The organism is uncultured Desulfovibrio sp., assembly GCF_944327235.1.
Taxonomy (GTDB): domain Bacteria; phylum Desulfobacterota; class Desulfovibrionia; order Desulfovibrionales; family Desulfovibrionaceae; genus Desulfovibrio.
In genome coordinates this window covers 26068-50041 of the sequence record NZ_CALVHE010000004.1, presented here as the reverse complement: position 1 = coordinate 50041, position 23974 = coordinate 26068, and the positions used below count along the sequence as shown (strand labels likewise).

Here is a 23974-nt window from a genome sequence, read left to right as displayed (position 1 = left end):
GATATTATTCGCTATTTGTTTGGGGGGAAGGGGACCCCCTCGCTCTGCTGTCGATGTCTGTAAGGCTCCTGCGTCGCCTAACAGGCACGGCCCTGCGGCCCGCCTTTCGGTCGCCGCCAGCGCTGGAGGGCCCAGCCTTTTCGCAGCGAAGCGAGAAAAGGCATTCTTGCCATTCTTCCCCCCAAGCCTCCCATCCCTCCCCCAGCACGCTTTGAGCAAGGGAAGTGACAGGGACAAGGCAAGCCCATCGCGCTCCTCTTCTTCCACCAAGGACATGCCATGCCGACCACGCTGACCGAACGTTTCCGCTTTTTCTCGTCGCATCAGAGCAACGAGCCATTCCATGTCGTGGGCTTTCGCGGTGTGGAGGGCCTGCATCAGCTTTTCGACTTCCAGATAGACCTTGTGTGCACCGACGCCGCCGTGGATACCGGGGCCCTGCTAGCCGCTCCCTGCCGCTTCGAGGTGGTGCGGGACGGCGACGCCGAACCGGCCGTCTTTTCCGGCTATCCCGCGGCGGTGGAGCAGCGGGGATTTTTCAACGGCTACGCCTATTATGCCGTGCGGCTGCGCCCGACCTTCTGGAAACTGAGCCAGATACGACAAAGCGCCATCTTTCTGGGCAAAAAGCTGGAGGACGTGCTGCGCGAACTCATGTCCTCGCAACCGTTTTTCAGCTTCCCGCACGAATTCCGCCTGACGGCGCAGGACTACCCCGCTCCCGAATTCGCCATGCAGTATCAGGAGACGCTCCATGACTATATGTGCTGGCGCATGGAGGAGCAGGGCGCGTACTTCTATTTCGAGGAGAAGGACGGCACGGACAAGGTCATCTTTGCCGATGCGCCGCAGTCGCACAGCACGGATGACATCCCCCGACTGTCCTACTCGCCCGCCTCCGGCCTGGAAGGGGATATGCGGGAAGAGGTCATCGTCTTCTTTGCCCTGACCCAGACGCCGCTGCCGCGCCGGGTGGTGCTGCGCAGCTATGACTGGCGCAATCCCAACAAGCCCGTGGTGGGCATGGCGGATGTGGACGGCAACGGTCTCGGAGATGTCTACCTGAGCAATGAATATGTGGACAACGACAACGAGGCCAACCGGCTGGCCGCCATCCGTGCCGAGGAACTGCGCTGCCGGGGCCGCCTCTTCCACGGCGCAAGCTCCGCGCCCGCGCTGCGGCCGGGCCGGATATTCCGGCTGGACGGGCATTACAGCGATCCGTTCAACCGGGATTACCTCATTACAGAAGTCACCCACGAAGGACGGCAGGACGCCTTCCTTTCCCTGGGGCTGGGCATCCCCCTGCGCGAACCCGGCGAGCGCCTCTATTACCGCAACACCTTCACCTGTATGGAGGCGGACGTGCCCTACCGCCCGGCGCGCACGGCCCCGCGCAGCCGCATCCCCGGCGTGCTGCGGGCCTTCGTGGCCGGGGACAGCAGCGGAGCGCGGGCGGAGATGGACGGATACGGCCGCTACAAGCTGACCTTTCCCTTTGACATCTCCGGCAGGACGGGCGGCAATGCCAGTTGCTGGATACGCCGTGCCCAGCCGCAGGTGGGCAAGGACAGCGGCCTCGGTCTGCCCCTGCTGCCGGGAACGGAAGTGCTCGTCTCCTTCGTTGACGGCAATCCCGACCTACCGGTCATCGGCGGCGCGCTGGCCAACGGCGAGACGGGCAGCATCTCCGGTTCGGGCAATGCCAACTTTCAGGGCCTGCGCAGCCCCGGCGGCAACCAGATCACCATCAACGACACGGACAAGAAACAGGGCATATCTCTCTCCACGCCCGCGGGCAGCGGCCTGACCCTGGCGGCGGGCTCCACGGAGAGCGCCATCCTCACCTCGGCCAACGTCATGCAGACCGCGGGCGTCGGCATGACGCAGCTTGCAAGTTTCGGCCTTTCCCAGATCAGCGGCTACAAGCTCAACAACGGCGTCTACGGTTACGGGCACGCCTATTTCTTCACGACGTTTTTTGAAGCGCTCGCCAATATCGGCAGCACGGCCGCGGACTCGCTGGGCAGCTCGGTCGCCGGGGACTCTACCGGGAAAGAGAGCGCCGCATGGAGCAGCACCGGCCTGAAGGCGCTGGCGACCGCTCTCAACGCCTCCGCCTCGATACAGTCATCCAAGGGGATGACGCCGTTGAAATACGGCGTCTCTCTTCTTGCCAAGTCGGATGAGGCCAGATCGCTGCTGCAGATATTCCCCAACAAGGCGGAACTGCTGTCCGTCATGGTCACCTATCTTACGTCGCTGGCTCTCAAGAGCGCTGCCGACATAACGAATCTCGGGCTGGAAGCCGGCTCGGCCGTCCCGAAGACCGTCTATCTCGATGCGCTGGAAACGGCCATGAAGACGCTGTACGACAAGGATGAGAAGGTGTATGCAGCCTACAATGAAAGCGGCCGGGCAGCGAGGATCACATCTGGTTGCGCCGCTTATGAGGAGGTCGCCACGGCCCTTGTCAAAGCCATAGCCACCTATGACTCAGCCATTGCCGCCCAAAAAAATGCGGCCAGTGAGGCCATGAAAACGTACGAGGCCTCCGCCAAGGAGGCCAGCGACAAAACGACGATGGACGCCACAGTCGCGGGCTGCGTATCCGAGATCGTCAAGCAGGAACAGAATAAGGCGGAATTGAGCGCCTGCCTGACCGCGCTGGAAAAAGTCTGGCAGGACTGCTGCGGCAAAAACTCCATGAGCGACGCCGCCTACTTCTACAAAAACAAGATCGACGCCGTACGGACCTTCGTTACTGACGATGTGCTCGCGCTCATCCCGGAACTGGTCTCTCTGGTGCTTTTCGTACAAGGTTACGAAAAAACCAACACGCTGGGCGGCATCCTGCTGCGCACCGACGACGCCAACATCACCATGACGGCGCGGGATTCCATCGCCATGCATTCCCAGCGCGGCATCCTGCGCAACACCCGTGATCTGCCGCGGCCGGCTTCCCCGGATATGGCTCTCCACCACAAGAAGTACACCAAAACGACGACCGACGCCCTGGGCAAGCTGGAGAACTACGCTCCGGGAGAGGCCCCCGGCAACATCGGCGTCCTCACGCCCTTCTCCTCCCTCAATGCGGATGACGCTATGGCGAAGGCAAACGCCTGGGGCCTGGAGATCCAGCAAGGACACGCCACGGACTTCATGCAGGAAATAGACGCTCTGGACTGGCGCATCAAGGACGACACGACGACGCGGCGCGGCGACTACATCCGCAAACGGGCCACCTTCCTTGCCGACACCACGGAGCTGGAGTTCAGGCGCAACCGCTGGGCCTACCAGCATAGCGAGGAGAATGCCCGCATCACGGCCGACAAGCAGTTGACGCTCACCAGCGGACCCGCCGCCATGACCTTGCAGCAAGTAACAAATGCGCAAAATATCGCCATGCTCCTGGGGACAAAGGACGATCACGGCCAGCTTGTCCTGTCCAGTCAGGCCTCGGCCAACAATGCCGCCGCCACACAGGCTATCTTTTCTCCCACCTCGCTTGCCGTGACCTGCAAACCCGACAACGTGGTCAATCCGACAGCCCGTCTGGACATGGGGGATGGCACCGCCAACCTGTCCGCAAAGGAAGCCCGGCTCATCCTTGAAGATAACAAGGTATGCCTTGACGGAAAGGGGTCGAAGATCGTCTGTTCCGACCAGGGCATCTCTCTGGAGCCGGCCAACGGAAAGGTGACGCTGGCGGATATCGCCTTTTCCGGCAACCAGATCACCGGCACAAGGGACGGCATCCTGACGCTCGGCAACGGGGCCATCAAGATCACGGGAGCAAGCGCCACCATCAAGCTCCAGGGCGACGCGTCCACGCGGGCGGCCGACCAGTTCGAGCAGCGGCAGGATGAAGTCCTTTCCGTTGAGAAGGTTGCGAAGCTGCTGCAGGCCATGCTCGCAGGAGAGTACGATGCCTAGGCACGACGCATGGGCGTGCGGCGCGGCCTGCCTTCTCCCGCTGCTGGCTTTCGCCCTGCCCGTCCCGGCGGCGGACGCGCCGCCGCCCGCACCCGCCGCCTTCGGCATCCGGCTGGGCGATCAGACCGCGACCGTCCATGCCCGTATGCGCGAGGCAGGCTATCGCTCGCGGGAGATGCGTCTGGACGGGGGCTGCGTGGTGGAACGCTTCGAGCATGTCTCGCCGGATGCGGCCATGCGCCGGGCGGACATCTGGCTGTGCGGGCCGGAACGCCGCGTCGCCGGTTGGGAGATCGAGGGTAAGGCCGGGGAGGCTTTCTATACCGCCGCCAAGGAGCGTTTCGGCCTGGGGGCCGTACAGCGGCAGGGGGACGCCGTGGGAGCGGGCTTCGGTGACTACGCGCGCCGATTCGCCGGCGACGTGCGCCTGACCATGACCAATACGCGCGGCACGGCCCGCCTGCGGCTGGAAGACCCTGCCGCCCTGCAAAAAAGCGCCGCCGCACAAAAGCAGGACGAACAGCACCTCGACGAGACCGCCGCCGCACAGGAACAGGCGAGGCGCAAGCAACGGGAAGCCCACTTCTGAGGCGTTATGGACAGTTATTATCAGCGAGAACTTTCCATCCTGCGCGAGGATGCGCAGGCCTTCGGGCGGCGTTATCCGGCGCTGGCCCCCATGATGCAGCCCGGCGCGGACCCCGATGTGGAGCGCATCCTCGAGGGCGTGGCCTATCTGTGCGGGCGCGTCCGGCAACGGCTGGACCAGACGGCCCCGGAACTGCTCCAGACGCTGTTGCGCCTGACTTTCCCCCACGCCGTCCTGCCCACGCCCTCCACGACGCTCATGGCCTTCACGCCACGTCAGGACCTGCGCGAGCCGCTGCATCTGCCGCGCGGCGCGGAACTGGCCTCCCGGCCCGTGGACGGCGTCCCCTGCATCTACACGCTGGATACCGAGGCGGATCTGCTGCCGCTGCATATCCGGGGCGTCACCTGCGAACGCCGCAACGAGACCTCCCTCGTCCTTTCCCTGCATCTGCAAGGCAGCGGTCCCCTCTCGGCCTTGCGCGGCACGCCCCTGCGCCTCTACCTTGCCGCCCCCTACGCCGAGGCCGTGCAGCAGTATCATGCCCTGCGGCAGGGGCTGCGTCGCGTGGAGGTCGTCACGGGCCATACCGTCCAGACCCTGCCCGCGAACGCCTTGCAGCCGCTGTCCGTCTCGCCCCACGACGGCCGTCTTGCCGCCGGACGCGGGCTGGCCCGCGCCTATATGGCTCTGCATCGCTATTTCCTCCAGCCGCAGCAGCTCCTCTTTTTCCATCTGCAGGGGCTGGAGCGGCTGACGATGCCGTCCGACGCCGCAGCCTGCGAACTGCGCCTGTACCTGCAGGGTGATGCCGTCCGCAACGTGCACTTCCGGGAAGACGCCTTCCTGCTCAACGTCTTCCCCGCCAGCAACATCTGCCGGGTGCCCTCCGAGCCGGTCAACGTCAGCCACACGCAGGAAGAATACATCCTGCGCCCTCAGGACGGCGTGCGCCGCACGCTGGACATCCTTTCCGTGGAGCAGGCCACGGCCCTTTTCCCCGGCGGGCGTACGGAGAGCTTCACCAGCTTCGAGGCCGCCGATCCGCAACGAGCGGGCGGCCTGTACCAGATCCGCTGCCGCCTGTCGCCCGTCAGCGGTGAACCGGAACACCTGATCATGCCGCTCTACCGGCGTGACGCGGCCATGGACACGCAACCCTTCACGCTGGCGCTCCATCTGCGCTGTTGCAATACGACGCAACCCGCCCGCCTGCAGGTGGGGGACATCTGCGAAGCGACGGACAGCTCCCCCAGTCTGGCCAGTTTCCGCAATATCCTGGCGCCCACGCCCACGCTGCCGCGCCCGCGCGACGAGTCGCTGCTCTGGCGCTTCGTGGGACACATCAACGCCAACCTGCTCTCGCTGGCCTCGCCGCAGGCCCTGCGCGGCCTGCTCTCCCTCTATCTGCCGCCGCCGGAATCCGCCCCGGAACTCTTCATGGCCAACCGCCGCCGCTGCGACGCCGTGCGCGACTTCTTTTCCGTCCCCAGGGAACGGCTTTTCCGCGGCCGCCTGATGCGTGGCCATGAGCTGCACCTGGCGCTGAACCGCGAGGGCTTCACGTCAGCGGGGGACGCCTACCTGTTCTGCGGCGCGCTGGACGATCTGCTTTCCGAGTTCTCCCTGCTCAACAACTACACCCAGCTGCACGTCACGCTGGCAAATGAAAATGCAACATGGTCATGGACGCCGCATCTGGGCACGCGCCCGCTGATCTGAGCGAGCTGCTGCGCGGGCATCTCCGGGAGATGACGCTCGGGCAGGCCCTGCGCCTGCTGGAGCGCGCGCACGCCGACGCGCCGGAGCTGCCCCCCTTCGAGCGGGATGTCGCCATCCGGCCCCATCTTTCGCTGGCCTTTCCCGCCGCCGACATCACGGAGATCCGCACGCCGCCGGACAGCGCGCCCGCCACGCCTCCCGCCTGGCAGCTGACCACGACCCTGCTGGGCCTCTACGGCACCATGGGGCCGCTGCCGACCTTCTACACCGAAGAGCTGCTGGACGAGGCCCGCAACGACGAGAGCCTGAGCCGGGATTTCCTCGATATCCTCAATAACCGTCTCTACCATCTCCTGTACGCCGCCGAACGACAGCACCGGCTGGCGCGGCGACTGACCGAGCAAGGGGATCAGCGGGCGGCGCATCTGCTCCACTGCCTCATGAGCCGTCCGGAGCACGACGAGGCCATGCCTCCCGCCGCCACGGCGGAGCTGCTCGTCTGCCGCCACCGCTCGGCCCTGCGACTGCAGCGCTCTCTGGCCTCTCTGCTGCGGCGCTCCGATGTGCGCGTGGAAGAGTGCGTGGAACGGCGCGTCGCCATCGCTCCGGAACAACGATGCCGTCCGGGCACGGCCAATGCCGTGCTGGGCGAGACGGCCGTGCTCGGCAGCGAAGTGCGCGACAGTACGGGGCTGTTCCGTATCCATCTCGATGCCGTGCTCCCCGAGGAGATGCCCGACTTCCTGCATAGCGGCCCAAGCTGCCGCCGCATCGAGGAGCATGTGCGGGAATATGTGCGGCACTCGCTGGCCTTCGAGCTCGTGCTGCACCCCGCGCCCTGCCCCCCGCGGCGGACGGCGCTGGGCAAGGACAGCCGCCTGGGCTTTTTCCTTGGCGATACGGAACGGCGGGCGACGGTGATCGTGCGGAAAAAAGAGACCGATGATCTGAAAGGGGCAGCCACATGGAGATAGTGAAGCCGGACACGCTGTTCTACGCGTCGCAGCCGCTGGACTGGCGGGGAGCGCCGCATCATGCGTTCAGCGCCTTGCTGGGCCTCGACCTGCGCACAGGGGAGGTCCTGCCCGCCGAGATGGCGCTGGCGGCGGCCATGGCCGCCCTGCCGCCGGGCTGCCGTCTGGATGCGGGCATCCCCAAACAGGACGCGGAATGGTTGCTGGCCGGTACGGTCACGCCGCAGGCGCGCGAGGGCGGCGTCGTCGAGATCAGGGTGGGGAAAAGCCGTCGCCGCTTCCTGGTCAAGGCCGCGCCGGACGGCAAGCCCGTGCCCCTGATCTGGGAAGTCGCGGCCTTCGACCCCGCGGGCAACCCTCTGGGCAACAAGAGCGCGCCCCTGCTTTCCGACCCCGCCCTGCCGCACGGCGCGCCCGCCTGCCCGCTGCCGCTGGGCGCGTGGCCCTGCCGCATGAAGGGGCTGGGCACCTATGACGCCCGCTGGCTGCAAACGCGCTGGCCCGGCCTGCCGGATGACGCGGACTGGCATTTCTTCAATGAGGCGCAGCCCCAGCAGCGTCTGCCCGGCGGCCTGCGCGGGGATGAAGAGATCTTCCTTTCCGCCTTCGGCCCGGAAACGCCCGAACAGCACGTCCGCCTGCCCGGCGTGCGCCTGCGGATGGAAGTGCTCCGCACGGGGGAAAACGAATGGAAAGGTCAGGCCATCACCGCTGACACGCTCTGGCTGTTCCCCGTGGAACACACGGCCATCATCTGCTGGCACGCCCTTGTCCCCTGCGCGGATGAGAAGCCCTCCGACATCGCCGCGGCGCGCTTCCTCCTTTCGCCTGAACAGGCGGCAAGCGCGCCCTCTCCCGCCGCGCCCGCAACAGACGCGGACGCCTCTGTGGCGGAACGGACGACGGCTGCCGAACCGTCGGCGCAAGGGATGAGCGCCACCGGCATGACGGCCGCGGCAGTCGCCGGGACGGCCGTCGCAGGCGTTGCCGCCGCCGCTGTTCCGTCCGCCGCAAGCTCGGGAACGAATGCCGCCGTGCCCGAAAGCGCGCCCCAGCCAGCGCCCGCCCCCTCCCCGGCTCCGCCCGCTCAGGCGGAAATAGCCGCGGCGCTCCATGCCGATCTGGAGGAGAGCCTGCCCGAATTCAATGCCGCACTGGCCCAGGCCGGACTGCCGCCTCTCACGCCGGAACAGATCGCCGAGACCCGGCAGCATCTCGATCGTCTGTGCGCCGAGACCGCCGCCCTGCAGGCCAGTCCCCCGCCGCCGTCGCTGGAAGAACAGCTCCGGCAGGCCGGTCTTTCCGAAGAACGCATCGCCGCCGTCAATGCGGCGCTGGAACTGGATCTGCCCGATCCCGCCGACTACGCCGATGCCGCAGCCTGGCAGGCCGCGAGCGACGCCTTCCTTGCCCGTTTTTCCGCGCTGATGCAGCCGTCGGACAGTCTCATTGACACCATGTCCCAGACGCTGCAGCTCCTGGGGCCGGGGAGCGGAGAATGTCTCAAGGCCATGAGCGGCGGCCTGCCCACTACGCCCGGCGCCGTCCTGCAAAACGCCGGCATGAGTCCCGCCGCGGCCGACCGCCTGCTGGAACTCCTGGACAACGCGCCGGACGATCCCGACGAACTCCCGGCCTATGCGCGTCTGCTGGAAGCGGGCGCGGGCTTCCCGCCGGGTTCGGTCTCCGAACATATCGAACGCTACCAGGCGGCGCTCAAGGAACTTGAAGCCAAGGCCGAAGCGCAGGCCCCGTCCTCGCCTCTGAAGGACAGTCCGGACGCTCCCGCTGCCGCCTCCGCGGGACAATACACGCCGGAGGCCGCAGCCGCCGGACCGGCCGACGACGCTGGAGCGACAGGATCCACGCAGGAGCTGGACGACGCGGCGCAGCCCGGAGCGGCGTTTGCCGGTACCGCTTCGGCCTCTGACGATGCGCCGCCCTCCCGCGCGGCACTTGTCGCCGTGCTGGCCGCCGGTGGCTCGCTGGCCGGGCTTTCGCTGGTCGGAGCCGACCTTTCCGGGCTGCGGCTCGACGGCCAGCGGCTTGCCGGAGCCGATCTTTCCGGGGCCGATCTGCGCGGGGCCTCTCTGGTCGATGCCGATCTGCACGGCGCGAAACTGACCGGGGCCGACGCGTCCGGAGCCTGCTTCCTGCGCGCCCGCCTGCAGCAGGCGGACCTCCGCCGACTCCGCGCGGTGGATGCGGATTTCAGCGCAGCGGATCTGACCGAGGCCGACGCCGGCGAGGCCGACCTTTCTTCCGCGCTCTTCCACGAAAGTCAGGCTCCCGGCCTGCGCGCCCCGCAGGCCCGCATGGAGAATATCCGCCTGCGCCACAGCGACTTTTCCGGGGCGGATCTTTCGGGCGCGGACCTGCACACCGCCGATCTGCACGCGCTGCGTCTGGACCATGCCCGTCTGGGCGGGGCGGACCTGTCCGACGCCGCCCTTGGTCACGGCACGCAGGCCGCGCAGGCCGACTTCAGCGGGGCTGTCCTTGGCGGCAGCGCCTGGACGGAGGTGCCCGCGCCGGGCGCCGTCTTTTGCCGGGCAAGCGCCCACGGTGCCAGCTTTACGGACTGCGATTTTTCCGCCGCCGACTGGAATGCCGTCAGCGCCCGGCAAGCCGATCTCACCCGCTGTTCCCTGCGGGGGGCCAGCCTGCGGCGCGCCGATCTTTTCGAGGCTTCCCTGCGTGAAGCCCGCCTGCATGGCGCGGATATGCGCGGGGCCAGTCTTTACGGGGCCGACCTCTACCGTCTCGGCCTTGACGGGAACAGCCGCCTCGACGACGCCGACATCACGGCGACCATCCTGGCGGCGCGCAAAAAGCAGGCGTAGGGCTGACGGAACGCTCTTTTTCCGGGGGAAGGGAACCCATCCTTCCCCCAACGCGCTTTACTCTGGAGGATGGAATGAACCAGGGCAGGCAAACGCTTTCCCGTGCTGCTGGCCCCCCGGAAGCGGGAAAGACAGGAACGGAGGCTGCCCCGGATACGTCATCTGTAAGGTGAGGCCGCTTTTTTGCGAACAACGCCCGAACGGCGGCCCCCTTGCCGTGCGGAAAGCATCCATCAGTTTCTGAAGAGAGGACCCGTATGCAAAAGACCTTTGCCGATGCCGTGCTGGAGCATCGCGACTGGAGCGGGGCGGACCTGCGCGCGGCGGACTTCACACGCGCGCGGCTGCGCGGCTGCCGTTTTGACGGTGCGGACCTCAGCGATGCCGTCTTTGACGAGGCCACGCTGGAGGACTGCTCCTTCCGTGCGGCCCGGCTCGACGGCGCGAGCTTTACCCGCGCCGCGCTGCGCGGCGTGCGGCTGGACGATGCCGTCCTTGAGCGCGCCTTTTTGCTGGATTGTCACCTTGAAGGCGTCCAATGGCCCCGGGTGACGCTCTCCCGGGCGACCTTGCGCGGGCTTTCCCACCTGCCGTCGCTGGAAGACGCCGTGGCCCATAAGCTGCACTGCCTCGACTGCGATCTGGCCGCCTTGCGTTTCAACCATGTTGCTGCTAGACTCGTCGTCCTGCAAGGATGCTCCTGCCGTGCTCTTGAGGCCGAGGACTGCGATCTGGAACAGCTCATCGCCATGCATACCGATCTGGCGGGAGCGCGTTTCAGCCGGTGTCGTCTGGACAAGGCCGGGCTCATGGGCAGCGACCTCTCAGGCAGCCGCCTTGCGTCATGCAGCCTTGTGCAGGCGCATCTTGCCTCGACGGACCTTCGGGCCGCCATATGGCAGGATGTCGATGCCCGGCAGGCGGTCCTTTCCCATGCGGACATGGAAGGCGCCTGCCTGCCCCGCATCCGTCTGGAAATGGCGGACCTGTCGCACGTCAATGCCTGCCGCGCCGATCTGCGGGAAGCCGATCTGCGCACGGCGGATCTCCACGCCGCCCGCATGGATGCCTGCGCCCTTGGCGGCGCTCGCCTTGACGGCGTCCGCCGGACGGATCCGGCACGACTCAAGGCCGAACGCTTTTCCCCCATTCCCGCCTGAGGTGACGGACGATGGAAGCCCCTGTATTGAGCTATGGCAGCGGTCTTGCCGCGGGAACGGTCCGTTCCCGGGAAGGGGACGCGCTGCTGGTGGCCGGGCCCTTCGGTCTCGTGCGCGCCCTGCGGGCCGAAGGTTGCCTGCTGGCCCCGAACGTCAGGGACACGGTCCTGCTGGCCCTGCTGGACAATGGCGAGGCCTGGGCGATCAGCGTGCTGCGCCGGGCCGATGCGGCCGGAGATGCACAAAGCGTGCTGGCCCTTCCCGACAAGACACGCCTGCTGGGACGAGAGCTGACCCTCGAAGCCGACGACCTGCGGCTGCGCGGGCGCAGCATGGACATCCGGGCCGGGCTGCTCTCCCTTGGCGGGCGCGTCCTCCTGCAGGGCTTTGCCGTGGTGCAGACCATTTGTCGTCATCTTGGGGAGCGCGCCCTGCGGCGCAGCGGACGGTATGACGCTCTGGAAGAGGACGTGCGCGATCTTGCCCACCGCTCGGCGGGCCGCGTCCGCAGCGAAGCGCGCACCTCCTACCGCCTGCGCGCGGAACACGCCGACATCCGCGCCGCCGAACAGGTGGATATCGACGGGCGGCATATCAAGGTGGGGTAAGGCCATGTTCGCGCTGACGCTCAGTGGCGGCACCTGCATGAGCACACCGCCGGATGTCTGCAACACGCCCTCGCCCACCGGCACTGTGCCCGTGCCCTACGTCAATATTTTCCAGTGCTCGCTGGTCACGCCCAACACAGCCTGCTCCAAGGTGTTCATCGACGGCGCGCCCGCCCTGCATCTCAAATCCGCCACCACGCTCTCCAACGGAGACGAACCGGGGACCGCTGGCGGCGTCTCCTCGGGGCGATTCATCGGCAAGGGCGAATTCACCAAGGGCTCGCAAAAGGTGACGCTGGAAGGCAAGGCGGCCGTTTCGCAGGGAGCGAGCACCAAACATAATCAGGGAAACACCACGGGCATGTGCTGCATGGCCGCGCAGATGAAGGTGCAGATCGCCTAGGCTCTAAAAATTTACAGGTAACTTCAAAAGGATACAACATATCACCACGCATGGCACACAGGCTTTTCGCTGAACGGCTGTCACAGGCATCGTGCCCTCCTCGAACAAAAACGCACCGGGGAAGGGAGGAAAGAATGCCGCGCATGGCGCGGACTGGCTCCGTTCGAACATTTTCCGCGCACCGATTCCGCTGCCGTCCGGCCTGTCTTTGCCTCCTGTTTTTCCTTTGTGTGCTGCCCCTTGGGGCCTGCGGCGGCGAGTCGCCGTCCCCCCAGCCTCCCGCGCCCGCCCCGGCGGAAAGCCCCAGCGATGTGGTCTGGGGACTGGAGCCCGGCGGTCTGCGCTGCCGTCTGGAGGCATCTCCCGAACTCAACCGCGACAACGACACCTCCCTGGGCCTGACGCTCTGCCTCTATCAGCTCAAGGAGTACGACCAGTTCTCGAACAAGGCCGCCAGCGCCGAAGGGCTGGACGAACTGCTGCAATGCCGCCCCGATGCGGCGCAGGCCCAGAGCGCCCGCCTCTTCCAGCTCCAGCCCGGCGCGACGCAGGATGTGGTCATGGACCGCGCCGAACACGCCCGCTATCTCGGCGTGGTGGCAGGCTATACCCATCTTCGTCCCGATCAGTGCGCCGCGGTCCTGCCCTTTCCCCTGCACACAGAGAGCAAGGGCGTCATCTTTCGCTCTCCCGTCTACTCCGCCGCCCCCGTACAGGTGCTGATCCGTCTGGGGGAGTCCTCCCTCAGCATCACAGGAGCCGAACGTGTACGATAGCCCGCTTTTCTGGGAACACGGCCTTTTCCTCCAGCCGCAGCACTTCCAGCTTGCGCACCGGCAGCAGCTTGCGGCGCTCACGCGCATGGTCTCCCTGCTGAACCCCCATCTCTGGGGCGTACGACGGCTGCGCCTCAATGAGGACGCCCTCAATAACGGCATCTTCGAGGTGACGCATCTGGAACTGCTGCTGCGCTCCGGGGAGTGGGCCATGCTGCCGGACAATGCCACCCTGCCGCCCCGCTCCTTCCTGACGGCATGGACGACGCCGGAAGAACCTCTGACCGTCTCGCTGGCGCTGGCCGAGTTCCGCGAGCAGGGCAACAACGTCCTGCGCACGGACGATCCGGCCCAGGCGCCGGAGAGCCATCGCTACACCGCGCCGCTGGCCCCGCAGGTCGTCCCGGATCTCATGGGCGACGGCCCGGAAGCCGATGTCGCCACCATTCGCTTCAACTTACGGCTCTGCTTCGGCCCCGACGACTGTCCCGATCTGCCGCGCTTCCCGCTGGCGAGGCTGCTGCGCGACGGCGACCGCATCCGTCTGGACACGTCCTTCACCCCGCCCTGCGTGGACATCAACGCCGCCTCCGAGCTGCGTCATCTGCTGCACGACGTGCGCGACACGCTGCTCTCGCGCAGCCGCCAGCTCGAGGAATACAAGATCATCGCGGGGGACGCGGGCGTCTCCGGCGTCTCCTCCCTGCACGGCATGACCCTCTTCAGCGTGCTGGGCATCCTCAGCCGCAACGTCCCCGAACTGGAACAATTCCTGGACGCGCCTTCCATCCATCCGTGGCCCGTCTACCGGGCGCTCTGCCGTCTGGTGGGAGAGCTGTCCGTCTTTTCCGCCACGCTCTCGGCACTGGGAGAGACGCCGCAGGGAACCCGCGCCCTGCCTCCCTACGATCACGAGGATCTCCAGGCCTGCTTTCGTGCCGCCTGCGGCATCATCGCCCGCCTCGTGGACACCTTCGTCATCGGCCCGGCCTTCACCTTCCCGCTGGAAGCGCAGGGGCGGCCCGACCGGCTGGGCATCGTCCTGCCGCAGACGGCCCGCACAGGGACGTACAGTTACTGGCTGCTGGTGCGTACCGCCCAGCCGGAAGGACTGGCCGAACGCATGGAGCGGCTCGCCAAGCTGGCGCCCGCGGAAAGCCTCGACGGCATCGTCGCTCAGGCCCTGCCCGGCATCCGCCTGCGGGCTTCCGCCCAGCCGCCCGCCGGGCTTCCCCAGCGTACCGATACCCTTTATTTCACCATCGACCAGAACGATCCGCTGTGGCGCAAGATCATGCAGCAGGGCAACCTCGCGCTGACCTTCCCCGCGCCCCCTGACGATCTGGCCGTGGTGCTGGCCGTGATCCAGCGGTAAGACCGCTCGCTCTGGATGGAACATATGGACCTCCTTCCCCGATTCTCCCGTCTCATGGCCGAGGCCCTGCACTGCGGCAGCACGCCCGCCGGGCTGGAGCTGCCGCTTGCCGAGGTGCATGAGCGCCTGAAACTGCTGGCCGATGAGGAACGCGCCCTGCCCCTGCCGGAGGCGGAGGGACCGACCGTCGCCGCGCCCGTTCCCGATCTGCCGCTGACCGGGGGGCTCCCCTCTCCCGACGATGCCGCCCAGCGGCTGCGGTTCGCCTGCGACAATGCCCGCTTTGCCGTCTATGCCTGGGTCGATGAACAGATCCTGCAAAGTTCCCGCCTCGATGCCATGGACTGGCTCGGCTACAGCCTGCAATACCACTATTTCGACACGACGGATGCCGGACGGGATTTCTTTGCCCGGCTGAAGGCGCTCACACGCGGGACGCTCCCGCTCGCGGACGAGGAGACGACGGCGGACGCGGATGCTCCGGCGGAAAACGGCCCGCAGCTTCTGGAAGCCGTCCTGCTGCACGGGGGGGATGCGCTCACTCTGGCGACCATACGGGTATATGCGCTCTGTCTGCTTTACGGCTTCAAGGGAATGCTGCATGATTTCCCCGAAGCGCTGGCCCGCTACCGGAAAGCGGCCTATCTGCTGCTGCGGCGCGACGACGCTCCCGCGGGACTCGCAGCCGTACCGGCCCGGCCCGCCGAGTCCCGCGTGGCCTCTCTCGTGGAGAAGGCCGCCTACATACTCGTGCCGCCCCTGATCGTGCTCTTGTTCGGAGCCTTATGCGCGGCGGAACTGGCCAATATCCCGCTGCCGCGATTTTGATCTTTCCCCGCGAAAGAGAGGGCGCGCGCTCCGCGCGGTCATGACGACGCCCCTCTCCGTGGGACCAGAGCGCTCGCCGTCACGACGACGTGACGCGCCACAGGCCGTCACGCCCCGCCGGGCAACGGGACGGGGCGACCCAAGCCGTCCGCCCCGGAGCATGACGACGCGCAAGGACGAATACGGATGCAAACACTGGGCAAAATACTCAAGATAACGCTCTGGCTCATACTGCTCATTCTGGTGCTGGGCCTGCTGACGCTGCTGGCATGGTGGATGCGCTGGCCCCTGGCCACGGGGGCGGTCATCCTGCTGGGCCTGATCGCCGGACTCGTCCTGCTGGTGGCGGTACGCTTCTTCCTGCGCTGGAACAACAAAAAACTCTTTATCCGCAAAGTCCTCAGCGAGCAGACGAGCGCGAGCCTCACGCTGCCCGCGTCGGGCGGTCTGGCCGATGCCTGGCGGCAAGGCATGAACATCATGGTCTCCTCGCCCGCGCGCTTCCATCATGCGCTGCGCTACAGCCAGCCGTGGTTCCTGGCCCTGTCGTGCGACGACGGTCCCTCCCTGCTCCGGGGGACGGGAAAGACCGTTCCCGCTGAGGAGGGCGCACCGCTGCACTGGCATTTCCTGCGCGCTTCCGTCGTACTGGAATGCGCCGCCCCGGAGGGCGACAGTCAGGACTGGGCCTCGCTGCTGGAACTGGCCGCCGGTCAACGTGGCGGCTATCCCTTCCAGGGCATCGTACTGACGATCTCGGCCCGTCGCCTCCAGTCTGCCGATGAGGACAGCCTGCCCGCGCGCGGCATGAGCATGGCCAATGCCGTGCAGCAGTTCCTGCTCTGCCGCCGCCGCGCCTGTCCGGTGTTCGTGCTGGTGCGCGATCTGGACGCGCTGCCGGGCATGGATGCCCTCATGCGTCTGCTGCCCGAAGGCATGGCGGGGCAGACGCTGGGCCGGGTGCTGGATCGACCGGAAGAAGAGCTGCCGAGAGCCGCCGAGCAGGCGGCGGACATGCTGGAAGCCGGTCTGCGCAAGCAGGCCAGGGACGGTATGGCCCCGCAGGGGGATGCCCTGTACGCCCTGCACGCCCTCCGGGAGCTGGCCCCCCGACTCGACCGTCTGCTCGGCCCGCTGTGCGCGCCCCTGGCCCATCAGGCCTTCAGTCCGCTGCGCGGTCTGCATTTCTGCTTTGGCGCGCCCCTGCCCGAAAAAGGCGGGACGCCGCCCTTCGTCGCGGAGTATTTTTCCGGTCTCCTGCCCGCGCAAGGCTACTCCCGTCCTTTCAGCGGCGGGATCCCCTTCCTCGCCTCCACACGTCTGTGGCTGTTCAGCGCGTGGCTGCTGGTCACGCTTTTCGCCTGCGCCCTGCTCATGGCCAATACCATCTATCAGCGGAACGTGCTCACGCTCCCCCCGCCGACCACGGAAATCATCTCCAGCGATCCGAAGATCCAGAAGCTCTACGCGGAGATGCTCTATGCCCTGCAACTGGAGAAAGCCCGCAAGAGCTGGCTGCTGCCCACATTCGGGCTGGACATGCTGGAACACGCGGAGCGCCGGAGCAAGAAGCGCTTCGTGGAGCAGACGTATGTCGACATCATGGCCCCGCTGCGCAACCGCCTACATGCGAACCTCGTCCAGCCCGTCACGGCGCAGAACAGGGCGCAATATCACGATGCGGTCGTACAGATAAGCTGGCTGTGCGATGTCGTTTCCGAAAAGATGCGCACCGGCAGCATCAGGGAAGCGGCAAGCATGGAAGTCTTTCCGCTGGTCGGGGAGCAGGATGACTGGAACATGATCTCCGCCCAGCTCTACCTCTTCGCACTGGACTGGATGCCGGACAATGAGATGCAGCGCGCGCTTGCGGCGGGCCTGCGTTCCCTGCTGGATCTGGCCGTCTCGCGCAATGAGGTCTCCCTGCTGGACGATGTGGAACAAAGCCTCAACGTCAATCTGCCCGCGGCCCGCATCTGCCTTTCCCAGTTCTGGGAGGAGGTCTCGCCGGGCAATGAGAAGGACGTGTGCGTCCCTCCCGCCTACACGGCCCGCGGGTATGACGTGATGGACGACGCGCTGGCGGACATCCTGACCATCAGCGGCAAAAACGACAACATGCGGCAAAACCTCAACGCCTTCCGGCACGAATACCTGCGCCGCTATGAACGCGCCTGGCGGGAATTTGCCGCGGCCTTTGCGCAAGGCTGGAGCAATCTGCAGCAAAGCGAGGTCTTTGCCGCGCTGGGGGCCGAAGGCGACATCGCCGCGCTGCCGCATGTGCGCCTGCTCCGCCGCATGGGCAGCGAGCTCATGCCGCCCGCCCGCTATGCCAGAGAAAACGGCACGCCGCTTTCGCCGTGGATCCAGGATGCGCTGCTCCTGCAGGTGCTGTGCGACATCGCGCTGACGGATCCCCAAAGCGGCAAGGCTCCCGTCTGGCGGAGCATCCTCTCCCTCTCGCTCGAATCGCCCGAACTGCTGGCCTCGCTGCGCGAATCCACGCGGGATCTGGAACATCTGCGCCAGTCGCTGCAGGCCGCCATCGCTCTGCGGGGCTATCTCGTCCAATGCGGCGAGCTGTTGCGCATCATGGGCAGTCAGGGCCGTTCGCTGACGCTGGCCCAGACGCACTTTGCCAATCCCAGGGACATCCCGTCGGAAAGCCCCTACAGTGCGGCCCGGAAAGCCATGAAAGACGTCGTCCAGCCCCTGTCCGCGCCGCATGGCGCAGCCCGGTTGCTGCTGACGGACATGCTGGACTGCCTGCGGCAGGGGATCACCGTGCAGGCCGCGGCCGCCGTGCAGCACAAATGGGAAAACGAGGTGCTCAGCAGCCCGGTCGCCCTCTATGAAGGCCATAACCTCGAAGCCCTGTACGGCAAGGACGGCGTGGTGACCAAGTTCATGGGCAGCGTCCTCTCTCCGCTGATCCGGCGGCAGGATGCCGCTCCGGCGGCCGCCTTCTGGGACGGGACGCCCTTCCCCTTCACCTCGGATTTCCTTGGGGCCATGTCGCGCGCCGAGTCGGTGGCGGTCGTCCCCCCGCGCGAATCCTACGACGTGCTGCTGCGCTCGCAGCCGACCATACTCAACCGGGATGCCGCCCAGCGCCCCGACAGCACGGAATTCTACCTCCGCTGCAATGAGGGGCCGCAACGGCTGATCAACAACAACTATCCGCGCTCAGGACGCATCCACTATGCGGAAGGCGCGTGCGCGGCCGCGGGCATCGTCCTGCGCTTCCCCGACATCGAACTGCGGTACGAATATCCCGACTTCATCGCCTTCCTGCGGGATTTCCAGTACGGCGAACGCACTTTCAGCCCCGAGGACTTCCCTGATGCCGCGGAAAAGCTGAACGCCATCTCCGTCAGGAGCATGACGGTGCGGCTGCTGCCGGACAATGCCGCCGCCCTGCTCGAAGCCAGGGACAACGCGCCCTCCACGCTGCCGGAAAGGATCGTGTATACATGGTGACCTCCGCCAATGCCCAGCGCCTCCTTTGTCGTATCATACTCGCGGCATGGCTGATCGCCGTCTGCGGCATGGCTGTCGCCGCTCTGGGCGGCGGCACGTCCGCGGGCAATCTGCTGGCGCTCCTGTTTACCGGCAACGCCGGTCCCGGGACGCCGGTCATGCCGCCCTCGGCCCCCGTCCCCGCTCCGCCCGCGCCGGAGCCCGCACCCGCGCCGGAACCGGAACCTGTCCCGGAACCGGCTGTCCAACCGGCCGTGGCAGACGGGCCATCCGCATGGCGCGACCTGCCTCGCGGCAAGCGGCCGGGCAAGGGACGGCTCCTGCCTCCCCGTATCGAAGTACGCAAGGACGGCTCCCTGCTGCTGCTCTTCGGTTATGAAGGTTCGCTGGGGGAACATACCACCATCACCCCGGCCAATGTGCCGTCACGCAGCGTCGATATCCATGGCCAATGGAGCTCGCAGATCACGGTGGACACCCGTCCCCAGAGCGGATGCGTCAAACGCCTGCAGATAGCGTCCCATCCGGGCTGGCTGCGCATCAGCGCCGTCGGCCGCGAAGGGAAGCCCCTCGCCGCTGACGTGAGCTATTCCGACAAGGATCTGCGCATCATTTTCCATATCCTTGCTCCTTAGGGCCTGTTAACAGTTTGGGGGGAAGAGACACCTTGCTCTCGGACGTATCATGGACAATGACAACACGACCTGAACGGCGGAACCGACTGCCATGAGCAGACTGCGCTTTCTGGAACGCCTGCGGCACGCCCATCGTCAGGGCGACGAACGCAATGCCGTGGAGACGGAGGATATCGTCCAGTCCATCACCGATCACTTGTCGCGCATCCTCAATACGCGGCAGGGCAATACCGTGCTGGACCAGAATTTCGGTATGCCGGATTTCAGCGCCCTCGGCGCGACCTTCACGACAGCGGAGCTGCCGCGCATCGAGAAAGAACTCTCGGCCTTCATCGCGCATTGCGAGCCGCGACTACGGCAGGTCCATCTCCGGTATGCCCCGGATCCTCAGCAGCCTCTGCAGCTCACGTTTCTGCTGGATGCCGAACTCGTTCTGGAAAACAGGACCATCCCCATCCACTGGACGACATGTGTGGAGCCTTCAGGACATGTAGTCATCTCAACCTGATGGCAGCCGTCCGGCGTCCGTCAGCCCCGTGCCGGGACGTACGGGAGGGACACGGTTGCCAACCGGCACTGTTATGAGTTGCATACAGTAGACGCCTGAGATAGTCTTTAACGAGCCTGTGCAGTCAAAAGCCCGCCACAGAGCAGGATCATACAGCATGACCATGCAATTTCGAGAACTTGGGAAACGCCCCATCAGCGAAACCGCTCCCGCCGGGACAGAGTCGCGCCAAAGCCCGGAGTATGAACGGCTGCTGGAAGAGACCGGCAAGCTCGGCTCTCTGCAGGGGGCGGCCGCCGTGGACTGGGACGTGGTCGTCGCCAGCGCGGCAGCGGTGCTGGACAAGCAGGCCAAGGACATCCCCGCAGCCGTCTACCTTTGTGTGGGGCTTGCCCATACGAAGGGCATGGACGGGCTGGCAGCGGGGGTCCGCGTCCTGGCGGATCTGCTCGCCTGCTGGTGGAACGACTGTTTTCCGCCGCTCAAACGTCTGCGCGCCCGTGCCAACATGTTTGTCTGGTGGCACGAACGCGTCGCGCAATGGCTGTCCGCCGCGCCGGCGGGCATCCCCGCGGCCCTGCGGGACGAACTGCTGGCCTCGCTCGACGAGCTCGACGGCCTGCTGGGCGTCTGCCTGCCGGATCTGCCGCCCCTGCGCGACCTGAAAGAACGCGTCCAGAACATTGAAGCGGAAGGGCCGGAGGTGGCGGTGGACATCTCCGCGCGGGAGGAAGCCGCAAAAGAGACCTCAGAGGAAGCCGCGCCAAAGGAGGACATCCCGAAGGATGTCGCCACGCCCCCTCCGGCCGCCCCAACGCAGACGACGGAAGCGCCCGCGCCCGCCGCGCCGCCCTCTCAGCCCGCCGCTCCCCCGACGCCGCCGACCGATACGCGGGAAGCGCTGGCCAACGTCCTCAGCGCGGCGCGGGCCTATGTCGCGCTGGCCTTTGCGGACGGACTGCCGGATACCTTCGTTGCCTGGTCCGCCCTGTATGCCGTGCTGTGGGGACGCATCGACAAGTTGCCGCCCGCCGAGGGCGGGATGACGGCCCTGCCCGCTCCACCGGAAGAGGATCTGGACTCCTGCCGCAGACTGCTTGCTTCCGGGCGCGCCGCGGAAGCCGCCGCCGCGCTCGCCCGCCTGCTGCCCGCCTGTCCGTTCTGCCTTGATGCCCAACGCCTGCTTTTTCAGGCCCTCACGACCTGCGGGCGTCCCCTCGACGCCGCCCGCGTCCTGGAAGAATGCCGGGGACTGACCGGACGCCTTCCGGGGGTCGCCCAGCTGGCCTTTGCCGACGGCCGTCCGTTTGCCGATGCGGAGACCCGCCAATGGCTGACGGAACAGCCCACGACGGCGAAAGCGTCTCCGCCCTCCGGTGCGAGCACGGCGGACGATGCCGTACAGCGGGCCCGTGCGGCTGCGGCGGAAGGCGATCTGCCCGGCGCGCTGGATCTGCTGGAAGAGGCGCGCCGACGTGACGGCTCAGCTTCGGCCCATGCCTTTCCCCTGCGCATCGAACAGACGCGCCTGCTGCTTGCCGGAGGACATGCGCAGGCCGCGGCCTCACTGGCCGACGAACTGGCGGCGACCATCAGGCGGCACGAGCTGGAGACCTGGCAGCCCGCCACCTGTCTGGATGCGCTGCTGGTCTGCCATGCCGTCTGGTCGGGCCTGGAAACGCCGGAAGCCCACCAGCGTGCCGCAGAGACGGCAGCGGCCATCGTCCGTCTCCGGCCCTCCCGGTCGCCCTATCTCTAGAGCGTCTTGCCGTTGAAACCGGCATGACGGGAGGCGGCATAACGCCGCCCGGCCCAACGTGAGCGGAAAGACCGCAGTTTTTCCGGGAAACGACAGGTCATATGGTTTGGAACGCTTCGCGTTCCGAACGGAAAATGCTCCAACGCCCGGAGCGGACAATATTTCGGCCTCCTGAACGGCGCAGTCCCGGAGGCCGTCCGTAACACAAGGAGGTTCTATGAGTAAGGAAGGCTCCGTCGCGCCCAAGGAGCGCGTCAATATCGTCTACCGGCCTGCCACCGGCGACGCCAGGGAAGAGGTGGAACTGCCGCTCAAGCTGATGGTGCTTGGCGACTTCACCCAGCGGGAAGACGACAGGGCGGTGGAAGATCGCGAACCGGTCTCCGTGGACAAGAACAATTTCAACGATGTCATGAAGGGGCAGGGGCTCGGCATGACCGTCTCCGTCCCCAACAAGCTGGTCGAGGACGACCCCGAAGCGCAACTGGCCGTCACGCTGCGTTTCGAGAACATCAACGACTTCACCCCGGACGCCATCGTCCGTCAGGTGCCGGAACTGGCCCGGCTGCTGGAGCTGCGCGAATCCCTCAAGGCGCTCAAGGGGCCGCTGGCCAACGTGCCCGAATTCCGGCGCAAGGTGCAGGAGATGGTCTCCGATGAAAAGGCCCGCGCGGCCCTGCTCAGCGAACTCAACCTCGACGAAAAATAGGAACTTCCATGAGCCAGACCGAAAATGCCCCTGCCGCCTCGACCGATGCGCCCGCTACTCTGAGCCTTCTTGACGAGATCGTGGAGGCGACGCGCCTGAAACCCGGCGACGACGGTTTTGCCGCCACCCGTGACGGCCTGCAGGCCTTCCTCAAGGAACTCGTCGCGCAACCTTCCGGAGAGACCAAGGTATCCCCCGCGCTGGTCGACAACCTGCTTGCCGATCTGGACAAGCGCCTGAGTTCGCAGGTCAACGCCATCATGCACAACGAGCAGTTCCAGAAGCTCGAAAGGGCCTGGCGCGGACTCAAGTATCTGGTGGACAACACGGATTTCCGCCAGAACATCAAGATCGAATTCATCAGCGTCAGCAAGGAAGACCTGCTGACGGACTTCCAGGATGCGCCGGAGATCATGAGCTCCGGCCTTTACAAGCATGTGTACACGGCTGAATACGGCCAGTTCGGCGGACAGCCCGTGGGCGCCGTCATCGGCAATTACGAATTCGGCCCCGGCCCGCAGGACATGGAGCTGCTCCAGCATCTGGCCGCTGTCTCCGCCATGTCGCATGCACCGTTCGTGGGGGCGGCCGGTCAGGAATTCTTCGGCATCGACTCCTGGGACGAGCTGCCCAACCTCAAGGACCTCAAGTCCATCTTCGAGATGCCCCAGTACGCCAAGTGGCGCTCCTTCCGGGAGTCCGAGAATGCCCGCTACATCGGGCTGACCCTGCCCCGCTTCCTGCTGCGCGTGCCCTATGGTTCCAATACGGTCCCGGCCAAGAGCTTCGTTTTCGAGGAAGAAGCGTCGGAAAACGACGACTTTTGCTGGGGCAACACGGCTTTTGCCTTTGCGGGCCGTTTGACGGACAGTTTCGCCAAATACCGCTGGTGCGCCAACATCATCGGCCCGCAGGGCGGCGGCGCGGTGGAGAACCTGCCCGTCTACACCTTTGAATCCATGGGCCAGGTACAGACCAAGATCCCCACTGAAGTGCTCATTTCCGAGCGTCGGGAATTCGAACTGGCCGAAGAGGGCTTCATCGCCCTGAGTATGCGCAAGGGCGCGGACAATGCCGCCTTCTTCTCGGCCAATTCCTGCCAGAAGAGCAAGGTGTTCCCCAATACGGCCGAAGGCAAGGCGGCAGAGCTCAATTACCGTTTGTCCACCCAGTTGCCCTATATGATGATCATGAATCGCCTTGCCCATTACATCAAGGTCATACAGCGCGAGAATATCGGCACCTGGAAGGAACGCAACGATCTTGAACGGGAGCTCAACACCTGGATCAGCCAGTATGTGACGGAGATGGACGATCCCGATCCCGTCACCCGCAGCAAGCGCCCGCTCCGTATGGCCCAGATAACGGTCAACGATGTGGAGGGCGAACCCGGCTGGTATACCGTGGGGATCATGGCCCGCCCGCACTTCAAGTACATGGGCGCCAGCTTCACCCTCTCGCTTGTGGGCAAGCTGGACAAGAATTAGGGCGTCTTGCCGTTGGAGACGGCATGACGCGAGGCGGCGACATAGCGCCGTCCGGCCCAAAGCAAGCGGAATGACGGCGTTTCTCCGCGAAACGGCAGACCGTATGATTGGGGACGCGAAACGTTTCAAACGGAAAACCCTCTACAAACGAGACCATGCCCGCCCGGCGGCTTCGGCCCGTG

17 protein-coding genes are annotated in these 23974 nt (G+C 66.1%); all 17 read left to right on the top strand.

Annotation, left to right across the window (positions count from 1 at the left end; genetic code table 11):
- Positions 1-279 precede the first annotated feature (279 nt).
- A complete protein-coding gene (gene tssI / locus Q0K00_RS01500) occupies positions 280-3936 on the top strand; it encodes a type VI secretion system Vgr family protein (protein WP_297226814.1) in 3657 nt (1218 codons plus the stop codon).
- Positions 3929-4525, top strand: a complete 597-nt coding sequence (locus Q0K00_RS01495) for a hypothetical protein (RefSeq protein ID WP_297226813.1) — start codon at positions 3929-3931, stop codon at positions 4523-4525. The genes tssI and Q0K00_RS01495 overlap by 8 nt, the downstream gene beginning before the upstream one ends.
- A gap of 6 nt (positions 4526-4531) precedes the next feature.
- On the top strand, positions 4532-6247 hold the full coding sequence (gene tssF / locus Q0K00_RS01490) for a type VI secretion system baseplate subunit TssF (RefSeq protein WP_297226812.1): 1716 nt from the start codon (positions 4532-4534) through the stop codon (positions 6245-6247).
- A complete protein-coding gene (gene tssG / locus Q0K00_RS01485) occupies positions 6211-7221 on the top strand; it encodes a type VI secretion system baseplate subunit TssG (protein WP_297226811.1) in 1011 nt (336 codons plus the stop codon). The genes tssF and tssG overlap by 37 nt, the downstream gene beginning before the upstream one ends.
- Entirely contained in the window at positions 7212-10064 is a 2853-nt protein-coding gene (locus tag Q0K00_RS01480; protein ID WP_297226809.1) for a pentapeptide repeat-containing protein, read from the top strand. Before tssG ends, Q0K00_RS01480 begins: the two co-directional genes overlap by 10 nt.
- Before the next feature lie 257 nt (positions 10065-10321).
- Positions 10322-11224 (top strand): pentapeptide repeat-containing protein, encoded by a 903-nt coding sequence (locus Q0K00_RS01475; protein WP_297226808.1) that lies wholly within the window; start codon positions 10322-10324, stop codon positions 11222-11224.
- A gap of 11 nt (positions 11225-11235) precedes the next feature.
- A complete protein-coding gene (locus Q0K00_RS01470) occupies positions 11236-11832 on the top strand; it encodes a DUF3540 domain-containing protein (protein WP_297226806.1) in 597 nt (198 codons plus the stop codon).
- A 4-nt stretch (positions 11833-11836) separates the two neighbouring features.
- On the top strand, positions 11837-12235 hold the full coding sequence (locus Q0K00_RS01465) for a DUF4150 domain-containing protein (protein ID WP_297226805.1): 399 nt from the start codon (positions 11837-11839) through the stop codon (positions 12233-12235).
- Between the two features lie 230 nt (positions 12236-12465).
- Positions 12466-13011, top strand: a complete 546-nt coding sequence (locus Q0K00_RS01460) for a type VI secretion lipoprotein TssJ (protein WP_297226803.1) — start codon at positions 12466-12468, stop codon at positions 13009-13011.
- On the top strand, positions 13001-14386 hold the full coding sequence (gene tssK / locus Q0K00_RS01455; protein ID WP_297226801.1) for a type VI secretion system baseplate subunit TssK: 1386 nt from the start codon (positions 13001-13003) through the stop codon (positions 14384-14386). Before Q0K00_RS01460 ends, tssK begins: the two co-directional genes overlap by 11 nt.
- A gap of 24 nt (positions 14387-14410) precedes the next feature.
- A complete protein-coding gene (locus Q0K00_RS01450) occupies positions 14411-15214 on the top strand; it encodes a DotU family type IV/VI secretion system protein (RefSeq protein WP_297226799.1) in 804 nt (267 codons plus the stop codon).
- A gap of 186 nt (positions 15215-15400) precedes the next feature.
- Entirely contained in the window at positions 15401-18694 is a 3294-nt protein-coding gene (locus Q0K00_RS01445) for a type VI secretion protein IcmF/TssM N-terminal domain-containing protein (protein ID WP_297226798.1), read from the top strand.
- On the top strand, positions 18688-19329 hold the full coding sequence (locus Q0K00_RS01440) for a hypothetical protein (protein ID WP_297226797.1): 642 nt from the start codon (positions 18688-18690) through the stop codon (positions 19327-19329). Before Q0K00_RS01445 ends, Q0K00_RS01440 begins: the two co-directional genes overlap by 7 nt.
- A gap of 91 nt (positions 19330-19420) precedes the next feature.
- Complete coding sequence (tssE, locus tag Q0K00_RS01435) at positions 19421-19837, top strand: type VI secretion system baseplate subunit TssE (RefSeq protein ID WP_297226796.1); 417 nt, start codon at positions 19421-19423, stop codon at positions 19835-19837.
- A 157-nt stretch (positions 19838-19994) separates the two neighbouring features.
- The gene (gene tssA / locus Q0K00_RS01430) at positions 19995-21596 is read left to right on the top strand and encodes a type VI secretion system protein TssA (protein ID WP_297226795.1); all 1602 of its coding nucleotides are present in this window, start codon (positions 19995-19997) and stop codon (positions 21594-21596) included.
- A 217-nt stretch (positions 21597-21813) separates the two neighbouring features.
- On the top strand, positions 21814-22305 hold the full coding sequence (gene tssB, locus Q0K00_RS01425; RefSeq protein ID WP_297226794.1) for a type VI secretion system contractile sheath small subunit: 492 nt from the start codon (positions 21814-21816) through the stop codon (positions 22303-22305).
- Between the two features lie 8 nt (positions 22306-22313).
- On the top strand, positions 22314-23792 hold the full coding sequence (gene tssC, locus Q0K00_RS01420; RefSeq protein ID WP_297226793.1) for a type VI secretion system contractile sheath large subunit: 1479 nt from the start codon (positions 22314-22316) through the stop codon (positions 23790-23792).
- Positions 23793-23974: the final 182 nt, after the last annotated feature.

What these genes read in the sequence shown, in the direction of transcription:
- tssG (WP_297226811.1), top strand. Translation starts at nt 6,211, where the DNA reads ATGGACGCCGCATCTGGGCACGCGCCCGCTGATCTGAGCGAGCTGCTG.
- Q0K00_RS01480 (WP_297226809.1), top strand. Translation starts at nt 7,212, where the DNA reads ATGGAGATAGTGAAGCCGGACACGCTGTTCTACGCGTCGCAGCCGCTG.
- Q0K00_RS01465 (WP_297226805.1), top strand. Translation starts at nt 11,837, where the DNA reads ATGTTCGCGCTGACGCTCAGTGGCGGCACCTGCATGAGCACACCGCCG.
- Q0K00_RS01470 (WP_297226806.1), top strand. Translation starts at nt 11,236, where the DNA reads ATGGAAGCCCCTGTATTGAGCTATGGCAGCGGTCTTGCCGCGGGAACG.
- Q0K00_RS01445 (WP_297226798.1), top strand. Translation starts at nt 15,401, where the DNA reads ATGCAAACACTGGGCAAAATACTCAAGATAACGCTCTGGCTCATACTG.
- Q0K00_RS01495 (WP_297226813.1), top strand. Translation starts at nt 3,929, where the DNA reads ATGCCTAGGCACGACGCATGGGCGTGCGGCGCGGCCTGCCTTCTCCCG.
- tssA (WP_297226795.1), top strand. Translation starts at nt 19,995, where the DNA reads ATGACCATGCAATTTCGAGAACTTGGGAAACGCCCCATCAGCGAAACC.
- tssI (WP_297226814.1), top strand. Translation starts at nt 280, where the DNA reads ATGCCGACCACGCTGACCGAACGTTTCCGCTTTTTCTCGTCGCATCAG.
- tssE (WP_297226796.1), top strand. Translation starts at nt 19,421, where the DNA reads ATGAGCAGACTGCGCTTTCTGGAACGCCTGCGGCACGCCCATCGTCAG.
- Q0K00_RS01475 (WP_297226808.1), top strand. Translation starts at nt 10,322, where the DNA reads ATGCAAAAGACCTTTGCCGATGCCGTGCTGGAGCATCGCGACTGGAGC.
- Q0K00_RS01450 (WP_297226799.1), top strand. Translation starts at nt 14,411, where the DNA reads ATGGACCTCCTTCCCCGATTCTCCCGTCTCATGGCCGAGGCCCTGCAC.
- tssB (WP_297226794.1), top strand. Translation starts at nt 21,814, where the DNA reads ATGAGTAAGGAAGGCTCCGTCGCGCCCAAGGAGCGCGTCAATATCGTC.
- Q0K00_RS01440 (WP_297226797.1), top strand. Translation starts at nt 18,688, where the DNA reads ATGGTGACCTCCGCCAATGCCCAGCGCCTCCTTTGTCGTATCATACTC.
- tssF (WP_297226812.1), top strand. Translation starts at nt 4,532, where the DNA reads ATGGACAGTTATTATCAGCGAGAACTTTCCATCCTGCGCGAGGATGCG.
- tssC (WP_297226793.1), top strand. Translation starts at nt 22,314, where the DNA reads ATGAGCCAGACCGAAAATGCCCCTGCCGCCTCGACCGATGCGCCCGCT.